Source organism: Bartonella sp. B10834G3 (genome assembly GCF_016102505.1).
Lineage (GTDB): Bacteria > Pseudomonadota > Alphaproteobacteria > Rhizobiales > Rhizobiaceae > Bartonella > Bartonella choladocola.
This window is the reverse complement of record NZ_JACFOM010000003.1, coordinates 129,102-143,867: the sequence shown is the minus strand read 5'-3', so window position 1 is coordinate 143,867 and position 14,766 is coordinate 129,102. Positions and strand designations below refer to the sequence as shown.

Genomic DNA, 14,766 nt, shown 5'->3' with positions numbered 1-14,766 from the left:
TTCAGCAATAAGGATAAGGCATAGACAATGGCTCCACGCGTAGCAGTTTTGGGATGTGGTTATTGGGGGAGCAATCACATACGTACCTTGAAAAGTCTGGGAGCGCTCGCAGCCGTTTCCGACGTGAATGTCCACCGTGCGGAAGGGTTTGCAGCCGAACATGATGTCGAGGCAATCCCCGTTGAAGAAGTTTTCACCCGCAAAGATATAGATGCTATGGTTTTGGCACTGCCGCCGCAGTTTCATGCGGAAAACGCCATCAGGGCGATTGAAGGCGGCAAGGATGTGCTGGTTGAAAAACCGATAGCGCTCAATGTCGAGGATGCAGAGCGCGAAGTGCGCATTGCACGCGAACACAAGCGTATTTTTATGGTGGGGCATGTTTTGCGCTACCATCCGGCATTTGAAAAACTGCTTGAACTTGTCAATCAGGGGGCATTGGGCGAAGTGCGCTATATTCATGCCCACCGTCTGGGACTTGGCAAATTCCACACAGAAAGTGATGCACTCTGGGATCTCGCGCCCCACGACCTTTCAATGATTCTGGCTATAACAAAATGTGAACCGTCGGAAATTCACGGCGAGGGCGCGGCGATTATCGACAATTTGTCCGACTTTGCCCATGTCCATATGAAATTTCCCAATGGCATGAGAAGCCACCTTTTTGCTTCCCGCCTCAATCCCTATCGCGAACGGCGTTTGACGGTGGTTGGCACCAAAGCCATGGCCGTGTTCGATGATGTCGAACCGTGGGGAAGAAAGCTTGCCATTTATCGTTTCGAGGTTTGGCAGGATAACAATCAATGGGCATTTACCGCCGACGAGCCGGAATATATTCCGGTAGAAGAGGCGATGCCGCTTACCCGCGAATTGCAGCATTTTCTGCACTGTATCGAAACCCGCGAGGAACCGCGCACCAATGGCGATGAAGCCATTGCCGTTCTGCGTATTCTGACGGCGGGCAGTGTGCATCATAAGGCAAAGGAAATTGCCGGTAAAACGCAGGCAAAAAATAAAGATACGGCAAAGAAATAAGAATATGAAAAAAATTATGTAAAAAGCTGTTACATGCGTCATAGAACTTTGATTATCTATTGTCGTTTTAGGGCGTTATGCTAGGCGAGCCGTGCCAGTGAATGATTCGGCCAGCTAAACAATTGATAGCAACGGAGTGAATATGCAATTTATAGATCTTGGAGCGCAAAGGGCGCGTATTAAAGACAAAATCAATACGGCTATTGCCCATGTGATTGAAAGCGGCAAATATATTCTCGGACCGGAAGTCGAAGAATTTGAAAAACGTATGGCCGATTATATCGGCGTCAAACATGTGATCGGCTGCTCGAACGGCACTGACGCATTGCTGATGCCGCTAATGGCCGAAAATATCGGACCGGGAGATGCTGTTTTCTGCCCAAGCTTTACATTTGCTGCAACCGCCGAAGTTGTTGCATTGACCGGTGCAGAGCCGGTTTTCGTCGATATTCTGCCTGATACTTACAATATGGATCCGCAAAAGCTTGAAGAAGCCATTGCGATGATTAAAAAAGAAGGCCGTCTGACACCGCGGGCAATCATTCCGGTTGACCTGTTCGGTCTTCCTGCCGACTATAACAGAATTTCGGCAATTGCAGCCAAAGAAAACCTGTTTGTTATTGAAGATGCAGCCCAAGCCATTGGCGGAAAGCATGATAATGCTATGTGCGGTGCTTTCGGCAATGTCGGTGCAACCAGTTTCTATCCGGCAAAACCGCTCGGTTGCTATGGTGATGGCGGGGCAATGTTTACCGATGATGATGACCTTGCCGAGCGTCTGCGTTCAATCTATTTCCATGGCAAAGGCTCGTCACAATATGACAATGTCCGCATCGGCTTGAACTCGCGTCTTGATACGATTCAGGCTGCCATTTTGTTGCAGAAACTCGATATTCTCGAAGACGAGATGGAAAAACGCGCCATAATCGGCAAGCGTTATAGCGATGGTTTGAAGGATGTTGTCAAAACGCCGGAAATTGCAAAAGGAACGCGTTCGGCTTATGCACAATATACAATCAGTGTGGAAAATCGGGACAAGCTTCAGGCTCATTTGAAAAATGCCGGCATTCCGTCCATGATCTATTACATCAAACCGTTGCATTTGCAGACAGCCTATCGTCATTTCCCGCAAGCAAAAGGTGGCCTGCCGGTTTCGGAACACGCTGCCGATCATGTTTTGAGCTTGCCAATGCATCCTTATTTGCCGGAAAGCGATCAGGACAAGATTATCAGCCTGATACGGGAATTTTACGGCAAGTGAGAAATTGTTTGACAGTGTGAAAACAGCAATTGCACACTATCAAAAATAGATGGGTTTGAAGAAAGGCCGGTTTACCGGCCTTTTTCTTTTATGGTGACAGCTTTAAAAGTGCAGCTTTTTTCAATTTGCCGCTTGAAGGCGGAGAATTATTGACAAAAGCAATGCGAACGAAAGAACGACAATAGAGAAGAAGCCGATTTTGTTGTTCAGAAAAACCGGTTCATGAAAACAGACAGCTCATGAAAGGCTTATTCGCCGCCACAAACGGGAAAATAACAAAATTTATTCCTTCCGGTCATGAGAGAAACAGTTTGGCACATTCGGGCAGTGACGGGAGGCAACAGGAAAACAAGCCAAACGCCGATAGTAAAACGCAAACGCCCCGTATGAAAGTGCAAACGCCCGTATGAATGCAGAAACGCCGATATAAAAGACAACAAAGCGATTTGGAAGAATGTCGGGCGGTAAAAATAAAACCGGTAATCCGGTTTATAATCCGGTTTGCAAGCGGGCTTTGTAATCGGGCTTTGTAATCGGGTGTGGCGATAATTCACCTGTTCCAAGACGAATGTTCACACTGCCGGAACATTTTATTCAAGAAAAGGTGTTTCAAGAAAGTGCGAAAGCCGCCATTGATTGGTAATGGCGGCTTAAAAAAAGCGGAATGCAGCCCGTATCGCTCAGAACACCCCGCCTTCAATCAAAAAGCGGATGATGAAAAGGAGAGCGATAATCCACGTTGCGGGATGCACTTCGCGCCATTTTCCTGTCACTGTTTTTAAAACAGCATAGCTGATGAAGCCGAAAGCCAATCCGTTGGCAATGGAATAGGTAAGGGGCATCAAAAGAGCGGTGAGTGCTGCCGGTACGGCTTCGACAATGTCGTTCCAGTTGATTTCGGCAAATTCGCGCATCATGAGACAAGCGACAAAAATCAAAGCCGGTGCGGTGGCATAGGCGGGAATAGAAAGTGCTACGGGCGCGAAAAACAGTGCCAATATGAAGAACACCCCGACAGTGATGGCGGTAAGCCCTGTACGACCGCCTGCCGCAACACCGGATGCGCTTTCAACAAAAGCGGTGGTGGAGCTTGTACCGATCAGGGAGCCTGCAAGAATGGCCGTGCTATCGGCAAAAAGTGCGCGTCCGAGATTATTCGGCTTGTCGTCGGGAATAAGTCCGGCGCGTTTGCCAACGCCGACCAGTGTGCCTGTAGCGTCGAATATTTCAACCAGCACGAAAACCAGAAGCACATGGAAAATACCGGTATGTAATACGCCCAAAATATCAAGCTTAAGAAAGGTCGGCGCAACAGAAGGAGGAAGCGCAATTCCACCCGAATGGACAAGCGCTTGAAAACTCTTGTAGCCGTCATCGGTGAAGATGAAAGACAGGATTGTCACCGCAATAATGCCGATCAGAATGCCGCCGCGTATTTTGAAAGCATCAAGCGCGACAATGATAAAAAGCCCGATTCCCGCAAGCACGGGGGCTGCTTTGGTAACGTCGCCAAGTCCGACCAATGTCGCATCATTATTGATAACAATGCCCGCACTCTGGAACGCCACAATGGCCAGAAACATACCGATTCCAGCGCCTATGGCACTGCGCAACGATTTCGGCACACCGGCAATCAGCCATTGCCTGACACCTGTTGCTGTCAATATCAGAAAGACAACGCCCGAAAGAAAAACCGCCCCCAAAGCCTGTTGCCAGCTATAGCCCATAGTAATGACAACCGAATAGGCAAAAAATGCATTGAGCCCCATACCGGGCGCCATGCCGATCGGCCAATTGGCAAGCAATCCCATAATGAAACAGCCGACTGCGGCAGCAATACAGGTTGCAACAAAAACCGCCCCCTTATCCATTCCGGCAGCGCCCAGAATAGTGGGGTTGACGGCAAGGATGTAGGACATGGTGAGAAAGGTTGTGAGACCAGCACCAATTTCAATGCCAATGCGTGTATTGTTTGCTTTCAAATGGAATATTTTTTCAAGCATCCGACTGATTCCTGTTAAACCACTATGGAAGGTGGTTTTTGCGTTTTTGAAATTTGCCGCCGCCCATCCCGTTTCAGCTGCGGAACCAGTTTGATATTTATACCATTTTGAACGGCTTAGGCTATAAGGCGAAAACCTTCCCGCGCATATATCTGCTTTGATTCACAGCTTTCTCTTGTGAAGAGGCGGGCTTGGCGGCAGTTTCCCTTTTGCCTGCGCATTTTCTTTGCCCGCGCATTTCTTTTATCCCTTGTAAGCGCATTCCCTCTATTTGTCGCAAGTTCTTGTTCCACTCATGCCGTTGGAGCAATTCTGATTTACGGAAGATTGTTTTCAGCTTCAAAGACGCTCTTTGCGAAAACCATGAAAAAAAAACTGCTTCAACCAAAAGAAAGCGAAATTGACCTAAGGTGAAAACCTTCCCGCGCACATATCTGCTTTGATTCACAGCTTTCTCTTGTGAAGAGGCGGGTTTGGCGGCAGTTTCCCTTTTGCCTGCGCATTTTCTTTGCCCGCGCATTTCTTTTGTCCCTTGTAAGCGCATTCCCTCTATTTGTCGCAAGTTCTTGTTCCGCTCATGCCGTTGGAGCAATTCTGATTTACGGAATATCATGTTCAGCTTCAAAGAAGCTCTTTGCGAAAACCATAAAGGAAAAATTGCTTCAACCAAAAGAGAGCGGAACGACCTAAGGCATTTTTCATTTGTGACATGCGTGAAGGACATGATGGGGAGAAAAAAGGGAAGCTTGTAACCGCGCTTCAACCACGCCCCGAACCAAGTGAACCTTTCATATTGAGGGGTAAACACAGCCGAAGCTTTAAAAAAAGCCTAAAACCATTGTTTCAGGTGATCCATTGTTTCAGGTAATAATGTCGAAACCCGCCGCATCGGACGGTGGATTCCCCTTTATGCAAGATTGTGGCAAGAGCCGACTCCCGACATTCAGGCCGCCCGAAATTCCGGTTGGCTGGAGTTTTTTGATGACCTGCCATTCTGCGCCCCGATATTCTGCCCCCCGATATTCTGACTGGCTGATATTCTGCCCCCCGATATTCTACCCCCTGATATTCTAATTGGCCGCCACCCGGACTCCTCAAGGGGTGACGTGTCGGCATTCCGGCAGGCTGAAGCCTGCGGCGCGCCAACATGTCGATAATTTTCGGGAAGGTAAAAGAACCGGTCAAAGCATGACCGATATTTTATTTTCCGGTTGATTGCTTCAGCTTCTATTTCGCGCCAGCTTGGCTTGAGGCCCTCATTGTTGGCCTAAGGCCATCATTGATTTTCGAGCTTAAAGTTCAACTCTGTTTTGGTTCTTTTGCAGCCTTTGGCGTTGCGGATTTCTTACGGCGGGATGCTCCCCCCGAACGGGTTGTTTTTTCTTTCAAATCGCCTTTGATACGGGCAGCCAAACTTTTTTTACCGCGGGCTTTTTTTACAAGGTCGGGAATGGGCGAAGATGCCCCTTCGGAATTTGCTATTTTCGCGGTGAATTGAGCTGCAACATCCATAATATATTCGCGGAATTTTTCGATGTCGTCTTTGGTGACTTTATGGGCGTCGAGCTTGTTTTGTGCTTCTGAAAGTTCATCTTCCAATGTGCCAATCCGATTTTTTAAATTTTGCAATTCTTCATCCCGATTGTGTGTTGAAGCGGCAGGTTGCTGTTCGCCGTCTCCTTCCTTTGTCTTTGCATCCGGTTGGCAGGGCGATAAATTCGCGCCATTTTCACCGCGGGAAAGGCGGTAAAGCTCTTCTTTTGCGTGGTCGAGCTTGCGCTTCTCATTCGCGTATTTTTCGGCGAGAAGCTCGAATTTTTCATCTCTCTTGACGAGTTCCACGGCCTGTTTGGCTCTTAGAAAATCGCGGTCGGCCTCGATTTCCGTGAGCGAAAGGGGAACTTCTGCGGCAATTTGTTTGCGGGCAATATAAAGCGCACGCCGCCATATCGCCGGAGAAAGGAGAATGAGAACGAGAGTCGTGGCTGCAATGCCAAGAATGAAAAACAATACCGATTGGATAAGCATGAAACGCCTCGGATGCCCGACGAATGTTTAAAATGGATTCCAGGTGGCTGCCGGTGTCAATTTCAAATATCCGATATTGACCCCCAAACGCGCCCCGACGCCGGTTCTAACAGGTACAAGAAGGATATTGCCCTTTTTTAATACATGAAAACCTACACCGGCAACAAAATAGGCCGAACCGGAAATACCGGCATAACGCCCCCAAAGATTGTTAACGCTGTCAAGTTCGTAAACCAGAATCATCAAACGCGACCCTTGCCCGCCAATATCCCAGCCTATGGTTGGCCCCTGCCAGAAAACCTTATGGTCGCCAACGTTTTTTGTGTAAAGCGTACCCTCGCCATAAGTGAGGCCGCCAATAATAGCACCGGAACCTTCTTCGCCAAGGATATAACCGTTCGGCAAACCATATTTTGAAAAGACATTTTCAATTGCTGTTGCCATACTGCCGGCAGCATCACCAAAAAAGCGGTGGCCGGAGTCGACAATTTCCTGAGCCGTATATCGCCCGTTCTGTGGTTGCGTTTGAGCCTGCAACGGGGTCAATCCGCCAGTTGCAAATAATGCCAACGCAAAGAGAAAAACGACTTTACGCCACTGAATATGGATGGAACGGATCATAGTGTTTCACCTCTTCTGGTCACTCAATGGTAAGATCTCGGCTTGTGCAAAGATCCGGTTTCATGTGATTCTATCGGGCAAAGTTGTTTAAATTCTTAAGAATGATAAAAACTCCCGAAATGGCGCATAAGTTTTTGTAAAAGAGATAGGGTGATACCTAGAGAAGTGCACCTTTTCAGGACAATTTTCAGCCTGTTCCGGAAAATATTGTCTGGCTTTCCATCGAATCTTCATCTGTCCATGGAATCTTAAGGGTTTTGGATTAAAGCCAAGCCAAAACGCAGTTTTTGGAGTTTTCATTATGCCTCTCGCCGTTACATTAAGCCCAGCCGATCTTGCAGCATTATTATGCAGCCGCATTTGCCACGACCTTATTTCTCCGGTCGGAGCCATCAATAATGGCGTTGAACTTTATGATGAAGGTGATGCACAGGAAGATGCCATGGAGCTTATCCGCATGTCTGCGGTCAACGCTTCATCAAAATTGCAATTTGCCCGCATTGCATTCGGCGCAGCCGGTTCAGCGGGAAGCGAAATTGATAGTGGCGATGCCGAAAATGTTGCCAAAAATTATATGGAAAATGAAAAAGGCAATCTTGACTGGAAAGCACCGCGCCTGCTTTTGCCAAAGAATGAAGTCAAATTATTGCTCAATCTTATTCTGGTGGCCAATTTTTCGATTCCTCGCGGCGGCGATATTGTTGTCGAAATCGGCGAAGAAAACGGTAAACGCGCTTTCCAGCTCAAGGTAAGCGGAAAAATGTTGCGCGTGCCGGCAAAATTCCTTGAATTATATAACGGGCAAGTTCCCGAAGAACCGATTGATGCCCATAGTGTGCAATTCTATTACACTTTATTGTTGTCGCAACTCGCTTCTATGCCGATTGCCATACAGGTACAACCGGAGGTTATCACCATTACGGCAGGTATAACTGTTTCCAACTGACCGAACACCGGTTGAATTTTATCAACCGGCTCGAATCCGGTGAAACGGGTTTTTTCTCACGGCATAATCTTGATTGGTTGAACAATCCGGAATTGACGAAAAAACCGGCAATTGAAAACTGGCTTCGTCAATTTGACCTGCCTGAAGTGTGAAGCGGCGTGAAGTGAGAGATGGCCTGACGCAAGAAGCCCCCTTCGTGCTTTGCCCGAAGCATGAGACTGTCTGAAGCGGGAACCGGCCTGAAGCTGGAATAGCGCAGTCGTTCTTTACCTGCGTTAAGAACTTACGTGACGTGAGAGATGGCCTGACGCGGGAACCGGTTAGAAGCGATAATCGTCCGACGCAAGAAGCCCCCCTTCGTGCTTTACACAAAGTCCGGCAGGTTTTGCGGCATATTTTCCCGTTTGCCGCACAAAACACAATTCAAAAAACAAAAAGAAAATTTCACTACAGATTAGCGAAGGGGAGCGGGGAAGAGGGATTAGGCTAGGGGGACCAGAGAAGAGAGATCGGGCAAGAAGGAACGGGCAAGAGGGCAAAAACAAATCATGAAAGCGTTGAAATTCAAGACTTGGAAAAACCGGTTTTTGCCATTTTATGAAGCGCATTCGGCACTTTGAAGACCGCCATATGCCTTGGTTGCTATTGCAGTCTTCTTTAAAAATTTAAGCTTTCAAATGTCCGGTGGCAGAAAACGGAGAGGTTGCGATAATATCCTATCACTAGCGTCTTTCTGGCCTAAACGCCCGCCTGAAAAACGTGTGAGTGAAGAAACAATGAATTAGCAAAGCGTATCAAACAAACATTTTGCCGGATATTCTCCCTTAAAAAACGCGTTTTTTTGCCGCCTTCCCCGACCAATGCCGCTTTTATAATGGCGGGTTTTGTAAGATCAAAACCGGATTATTTAACCAATTCCACGCAAATGTTTCACTAATTCCATCAAATAAAGTGCGCTTTTTAACCGTCAGATCAAGAGATAGCTGAACTCACCGGAATAGGTCGTGCTCACATTTGGCGAGAACCGATCGTACGCATATTCGGGCATATTTGGCGAGAATGGATCGCGCATATTCGGCCGGAATGGATGATGCGGCCATTATTTCGCAAAAAAAGCCGGAGCTTTATGTCACAAAAAGGCTGGAACTTTGTGTCGCAAAAAAACGCCGGAGCTTTTCCGTTTGGAAAAGGTCTCCGGCCATGATCTCTCAAAACCGAGAAACGGATTTTACCGCCTTATCAAGCGGTTTCGCGCAACGGCTCTTCATTCGGCTCGCGTAAAACGTAACCGCGTCCCCAAACGGTTTCAATATAATTTACGCCGCCGGAAACTGCGTCGAGTTTCTTGCGCAATTTGCAAATGAAAACGTCAATGATTTTCAATTCCGGCTCGTCCATGCCACCATAAAGATGGTTCAAGAACATTTCCTTGGTCAAAGTTGTTCCCTTGCGCAGTGAAAGGAGTTCGAGCATCTGGTATTCTTTGCCTGTCAAATGCACCGGATGACCGCCGATTTCAACGGTTTTTGCATCGAGATTGACAACCAGATCACCGGTTGCGATGACCGATTGGGCATGACCCTTCGAGCGGCGAACAATGGCGTGAATACGGGCAACCAATTCATCTTTATGAAATGGCTTTGTCATATAGTCATCTGCACCGAAGCCCAAGCCGCGAACCTTGTCTTCAATTCCGCCCATGCCGGAAAGAATGAGGATTGGGGTTTTGACTTTGGAAAGGCGCAATGTGCGCAAAACTTCATAACCCGACATATCAGGCAGGTTAAGATCTAACAGAATGATGTCATAATCATATAATTTTCCAAGGTCTACACCTTCCTCTCCAAGGTCTGTGGTGTAGACATTAAAACTTTCGGATTTGAGCATAAGCTCGATACTTGTCGCTGTCGCGTGGTCATCTTCAATCAATAAAACGCGCATATTCTATATCCCCTTTCCACTAGCCGAATCAGGCGTTATCGCGGTCAATGCAAACAACTGCGCCAAGACGTGCACAGCTGATTTAAAAAACACCATAAAATCATGATTTTAACCGAAACCGTGATTTTACATTTCGGCAGCACTCAGAACAATTCGTTGCCTCTTTAACCAATCTGCATCAAAATGGTTAACAAAATATGATTCTTCTTGGCAAGACGTTAATAAAATTTTGTGAAAAAAACCTTGTATTCCTTTGATTCAAGGTGATAAATGTTAAACGAATATGTTTAATTTTTACTTTAAGAAAATACGCTAACCGATTCATACGACTCGTGCATTTCCAATTTGAAAAGACGATTTTCCGGTTTGTAAAAAGCTCTTTTGTTTACCGAGCTTTAAGGGACTTCGGCTATAGTGCTCAAAGACCGTAAACAAATAGTTAAGACAGCCTGTCGACAAGCTTTGCAAATGTGGAAGTTTTAACAGGGCTGGCTTGCCGGAAAAGTTCGTTATTCAGTGCAACGGATTATCCGGTTAGCCCCGTAGTTGAAGGGATAAACTGTTTTCCGGTCCAACGTGTATGAGTATCAAGGTGTGAACGTGTATTGTTCACGGTAGTCAAGGAGTATTGCGTATGAAACCGCGTGAAAGTGTGGTTCGGTTGAAAATGTTTCAGGTGCGCGAAAAACGTCGCCAGATTTCTCAACTTGACATGATGATGGGCGAGTTCAATCGTATGGTAAGCGAGCTTGAAACGCAGATCGTCAATGAAGAACGCAAATCCGGCATTACTGATGTCAATCACTTTGCCTATCCTACTTTTGCACGCGCAGCCCGTCAGCGGCGTGAAAACCTCATCAATTCGATTCGCGATTTGCAAATCCAGAAAGCTTCTGCCGAGATGAAGTTGCATGAACTGGAAGCCGAATTGGAACGTGCACAGGCTTTGGAAGAACGCGATGGCAAGACACTGCCTGAGGAAGATGTTGTCTTTGTTCAAAGCCGTTCGATGATCGGCTGAATTTCCGGTTAAAAGCTTTTTGACAAAAGCCATGGTCTACCTGCCGGTTCAAATGACGACAGAACGGTTGTCTCATGCAACACCTGTCAAGGGAATGCCAGATAAGCCGAGGGAAGAGTAGCACTGCCTATCGCGTTTACGTTACCTAACGCGTTTACGTTGCCTAACGCGTTTACGTTATCTATTGCGTTTATGATGCGACAGGTTTTGCGCGCTTTCTGTTGAGCCATGAATATAGCCGGTTGCCGCTGAACAGGCATAGGGCTTTAAAATAAATAGACCGGTTTTGTCTACAACGAAAAGTTGTTATGTAATTGAGTATATGTGTTTTATTTGTCCGTTATCGTCGCGTTATTTTCGGAAAACGAGACAAAGAAAACCTGTATGTGTCGCAATTTTCATAATATGGCTTGGACTTGGACTGGACGTAAGTTGAAAGCCGACAAAACCATATCGGGTAAAACGACACTGGCCGGACATAACAATTTCTCCTTGCGCGCCACCGCCAAGGCCGGATGCTTGAACACAAATTTAGAAAATTGCTGAAAATTATTCTCCCGTGCCTATAAAAAGGCAGTCTTGAAGTGGCCGGTTTTTCCGGCCACTCTATTTCCGTTTATTTTGCGGGTAGGGATTACCCAAAATTGTAGTCACCCCCACAAAAAATTGTGGTCAAACCCTCAAATTGTATTCACGCGCACCGGATTGTAGTCACACATTGTCAGGCCACTATTCCGCTTTGTAGTTTTTAATCATAAGCTATTTTTTATAACCGGATTTAACCGGCAAACAGGAGAACGCGCATTCATTTGGCGAAGTTTTCCCCGCTGTAGATTTTCAAAAAAGCAATTCCCTATTGCTGCTATATCTTCGAGGAAGCCAGCTTCCTTAAAGCTTGCGCGCGGGAAATTGGAACCGAAAGATTATCAAACCGCGAGACGAAAATTCTAAAAGAAAAACGATATAAACCGTTCGAGCTAACGAATTTTTAGAGGATTGCTTCAAAAACAGGAAACTCGCCGGAAAGACTCAGGAAAGACGCGGGAAAGAGACCGGAACGATGCAGAAAAGAAGCTGGAAAGAGACCCTAAAGCCACCGGAAAGCCACTCGAAAGCCATCCGAAAGAGACCGGAAAGAAGCAGGTAAGACACCGTAAAGCCGCGGGAAAGATTGTGGAAAGTGACGGTTAAGCTCCCGAAAATTCTGATTTTTAAAATTCCGATTTCATTATTCGTGTGGCGAAAAAAGATTAAATCGGGCGCGTGAAAAATAAAAAGATCGGGCGCATAGCCGTAAAACAGGTGGGCAGATAGAAACAGCAACGGCAAAATTGGCTTGGGACATTCAGTATCCTGCAAATGCGGACGGGAGCCGGAAAAGTAGACGGGAGCCGGAAGAACGGACGAGGGCCGGAAAAACAGACGAGAGCCGGAAAAGTAGACGGGAGCCGGAAGAACAAACGGGAGCCGGAAGAACAGACGGAAGCCGGAAAAACAGACGGGAGCCGGAAAAAGGGAGGGGAGTCGGAAGAACGGAGGGGAGCCGGAAAAAAACAGTAAAAAACCGGCTTCAACGAAGCGCGTGTGAACAACAAATGATTCTGTTTCAATGTATCTCGGTTTTTAAATGCATCCCGGCTTTTGAATGCATTTTGTCTTGCCGCTTGCTTGATTGAAATAAGTTGACGAAAGCCGCTTCCTGTTTCTTTTCAGGATATTTTCTTTTTCGCCATCCATCAATTTGCCCGAATATAAAACAACCGCTTCCTGAAATTCAAGAAACGGTTGTTTTATTGACGCTTGAAGGCAAGAAGGGGCATCGTTTTATCAATGCCGGTACTGCTGGATACGCGTGGTGCGTAAACCTGCAAGACCGTGTTCATCAATCGAGCATTGCCAGGACAAAAATTCTTCCACCGTCAATGTATAACGTTGGCAGGCTTCATCCAAACTCAGCAGGCCACCTCTTACAGCGGCAACAACTTCGGCTTTGCGGCGGATAACCCAGCGCCTTGTATTGCTTGGCGGCAGGTCGGTGATCGTAAGCGGACTCCCATCTGGGCCAATAACGTATTTTACTCTTGTTCTTACTAACTCGGTCATTGTACTCTCTACTCTTATTCAAGGACCTGATGCGACAATAACCATGGAGCTTTAAAAAAGAGCTAAACCGGTTGAAACGAAAATTTAACAAATACACAGGCTCAAAATTGTGTTTAATTTAAAAAACACTTTATAAACAATTACTTATACAAAAAACGCGGCTATCAAACAAACTTGAACTAAAAACGCCACTTTATTTTTTTTTGTTTTTTTATAAACTGGGCAAGTCAGGTTTTTAAAAAATGACCTGTTTGCATTCTCTTTTTCGGAATGGCGGTTGTGTTGTGTATATAAAAACACGATATAGTTTCATGCAACTGTCAATAAGTTAGAAGGTGAGTTTATGTCTCTCAACAGTCTAGATCTTCCAAAACGCCCTGAGGATACACGCGTAGTCGTTGCCATGTCGGGCGGCGTCGATTCGTCGGTTGTCGCAGGCTTGTTGAAAAAAGAAGGTTATGACGTTGTCGGCGTGACTTTACAACTTTACGATCATGGTGCAGCAACCCACCGCGTTGGTTCGTGTTGTGCCGGACAGGATATAGAAGACGCAAGGCGGGTGTCGGAAACTTTGGGCATTCCCCATTATGTGCTCGATTATGAAGCCCGCTTCCGTGAGGCGGTCATCAATCCTTTTGCTGACAGTTATGCCCATGGTGAAACGCCGATACCGTGCGTTGCCTGTAACCAGACAGTCAAATTCGCCGATTTGCTTGTAACGGCACAAAATCTCGGTGCGGATGCTTTGGCAACCGGTCACTATATCAGAAGCCGCCAGAATGGCGCACACCGTGCATTATACCGGCCGGTCGATGCCAATCGCGACCAGAGCTATTTCCTCTTTGCCACAACGCAGGAACAAATTGATTATTTGCGTTTTCCGCTTGGTGATCTTGCAAAACCGCATGTGCGGGAAATCGCTGCCGAAATGGGGCTTGCCGTTGCCTCCAAGCACGACAGTCAGGATATTTGCTTTGTTCCACAGGGGCGCTATTCGGATGTGATCGCAAAATTGCGCCCCGAAGCTGCCAACCCCGGCGAGATTGTGCATATTGACGGGCGCATTCTCGGTCGCCACAGCGGAATCGTCAATTTTACCATCGGTCAACGTCGCGGCATTGGCATTGCAACCGGCGAAGCCCTTTATGTTGTCTATCTTGATGCGGAAAATTCGCGTGTCATTGTCGGCCCCAGAGAAGCACTTGAAACACGCAAATTGTTTTTGCGGGATACCAATTGGCTTGGTGATGAAAATCTTGATGACTTCCCCGAAGAGGGGATTGAAGTTGCCGCCAAAGTACGCTCTACACGCCCGCCACGTCCGGCTATTGTGAAATATCATGATGGTACGCTCACAGTCGACCTTCTGGAAGGCGAGACAGGTGTGGCTCCTGGGCAGGCTTGTGTCCTTTACGATAATGAAACCAATGATGCGCGGGTTCTTGGTGGTGGGTTCATCACCCGTTCGGAACGTGATGCCCGCGCCGAGACAATGCTCAAAAACCTGTTGAATAAATCGCGTGAGGATACCGCAGCCTGAAAAGGGTAATGCCGCGTTTTCATTCAATAAAGCACAATTGGTAGCACGTTGGGCTTTAAGTCGGCGTGCTTTTCCGGCTTGTAATGGTGGGTAAGCAATTGTCGCTAAACAAGTGTCGCTAAACAGCCGGTTGCTAAACAGGGGACGTCAAAAAGGGGCGTCGCTAAGCAATTGTTGCTAAACAGCCGGTTGCTGAACAGGGGGGGCGCTAAAAAGGGGCGTCGCCAAACAATCGTCGCTAAACAGGGGGCGCGCTAATATGTTGGC

At 47.0% G+C, this 14,766-nt stretch carries 14 protein-coding genes; 6 read left to right on the top strand and 8 right to left on the bottom strand.

Translation table 11 applies throughout. The features are described 5' to 3' along the window. Positions 1–27 precede the first annotated feature (27 nt). Both H3S94_RS09735 and H3S94_RS09730 read left to right on the top strand, forming a co-directional pair. Positions 28–1,035, top strand: a complete 1,008-nt coding sequence (locus H3S94_RS09735) for a Gfo/Idh/MocA family protein (protein ID WP_077993077.1) — start codon at positions 28–30, stop codon at positions 1,033–1,035. Positions 1,036–1,177: 142 nt separating this feature from the next. Then, positions 1,178–2,296 carry a DegT/DnrJ/EryC1/StrS aminotransferase family protein gene (locus H3S94_RS09730; protein WP_198231417.1) on the top strand — a complete coding sequence of 373 codons (1,119 nt, stop codon included), beginning with the start codon at positions 1,178–1,180 and terminating at the stop codon, positions 2,294–2,296. Between the two features lie 680 nt (positions 2,297–2,976). Here the strand turns inward: H3S94_RS09730 and H3S94_RS09725 are convergent. From H3S94_RS09725 to H3S94_RS09705, 5 genes are all read right to left on the bottom strand, one after another. Further along, positions 2,977–4,299, bottom strand: coding sequence for an NCS2 family permease (locus H3S94_RS09725; RefSeq protein WP_077993074.1), 1,323 nt, complete (start codon positions 4,297–4,299; stop codon positions 2,977–2,979). A gap of 121 nt (positions 4,300–4,420) precedes the next feature. Continuing rightward, positions 4,421–5,062, bottom strand: a complete 642-nt coding sequence (locus H3S94_RS09720; RefSeq protein WP_198240913.1) for a hypothetical protein — start codon at positions 5,060–5,062, stop codon at positions 4,421–4,423. Between the two features lie 80 nt (positions 5,063–5,142). Next, positions 5,143–5,484: a hypothetical protein gene (locus tag H3S94_RS09715; protein ID WP_198240912.1), complete on the bottom strand. Its 342-nt coding sequence runs from the start codon at positions 5,482–5,484 to the stop codon at positions 5,143–5,145. Between the two features lie 114 nt (positions 5,485–5,598). Beyond that, positions 5,599–6,327 carry a hypothetical protein gene (locus H3S94_RS09710; RefSeq protein ID WP_198240911.1) on the bottom strand — a complete coding sequence of 243 codons (729 nt, stop codon included), beginning with the start codon at positions 6,325–6,327 and terminating at the stop codon, positions 5,599–5,601. 27 nt (positions 6,328–6,354) lie between these two features. Beyond that, entirely contained in the window at positions 6,355–6,948 is a 594-nt protein-coding gene (locus H3S94_RS09705; protein WP_198231415.1) for a DUF1134 domain-containing protein, read from the bottom strand. A 301-nt stretch (positions 6,949–7,249) separates the two neighbouring features. Here H3S94_RS09705 and chpT point away from each other — a divergent pair, with 301 nt between their 5' ends. Continuing rightward, entirely contained in the window at positions 7,250–7,894 is a 645-nt protein-coding gene (gene chpT, locus H3S94_RS09700; RefSeq protein WP_077993066.1) for a histidine phosphotransferase ChpT, read from the top strand. Between the two features lie 1,239 nt (positions 7,895–9,133). Here the strand turns inward: chpT and ctrA are convergent. Next, a complete protein-coding gene (ctrA, locus tag H3S94_RS09695) occupies positions 9,134–9,835 on the bottom strand; it encodes a response regulator transcription factor CtrA (RefSeq protein WP_077993064.1) in 702 nt (233 codons plus the stop codon). A gap of 634 nt (positions 9,836–10,469) precedes the next feature. On the opposite strand from ctrA, the gene H3S94_RS09690 reads away from it, so the two are divergent. After that, a complete protein-coding gene (locus H3S94_RS09690) occupies positions 10,470–10,856 on the top strand; it encodes a flagellar export protein FliJ (protein WP_077993062.1) in 387 nt (128 codons plus the stop codon). 86 nt (positions 10,857–10,942) lie between these two features. Here the strand turns inward: H3S94_RS09690 and H3S94_RS09685 are convergent, their stop codons facing one another. Further along, on the bottom strand, positions 10,943–11,086 hold the full coding sequence (locus H3S94_RS09685) for a hypothetical protein (protein WP_198231414.1): 144 nt from the start codon (positions 11,084–11,086) through the stop codon (positions 10,943–10,945). A 1,129-nt stretch (positions 11,087–12,215) separates the two neighbouring features. Between H3S94_RS09685 and H3S94_RS09680 the strand changes: the two genes are divergently transcribed. After that, a complete protein-coding gene (locus H3S94_RS09680; protein WP_198231413.1) occupies positions 12,216–12,416 on the top strand; it encodes a hypothetical protein in 201 nt (66 codons plus the stop codon). A gap of 267 nt (positions 12,417–12,683) precedes the next feature. Here the strand turns inward: H3S94_RS09680 and H3S94_RS09675 are convergent, their stop codons facing one another. Next, the gene (locus tag H3S94_RS09675) at positions 12,684–12,959 is read right to left on the bottom strand and encodes a DUF1153 domain-containing protein (protein ID WP_075868936.1); all 276 of its coding nucleotides are present in this window, start codon (positions 12,957–12,959) and stop codon (positions 12,684–12,686) included. 343 nt (positions 12,960–13,302) lie between these two features. Here H3S94_RS09675 and mnmA point away from each other — a divergent pair, with 343 nt between their 5' ends. After that, complete coding sequence (gene mnmA, locus H3S94_RS09670) at positions 13,303–14,499, top strand: tRNA 2-thiouridine(34) synthase MnmA (RefSeq protein ID WP_077993058.1); 1,197 nt, start codon at positions 13,303–13,305, stop codon at positions 14,497–14,499. Positions 14,500–14,766 lie beyond the last annotated feature (267 nt).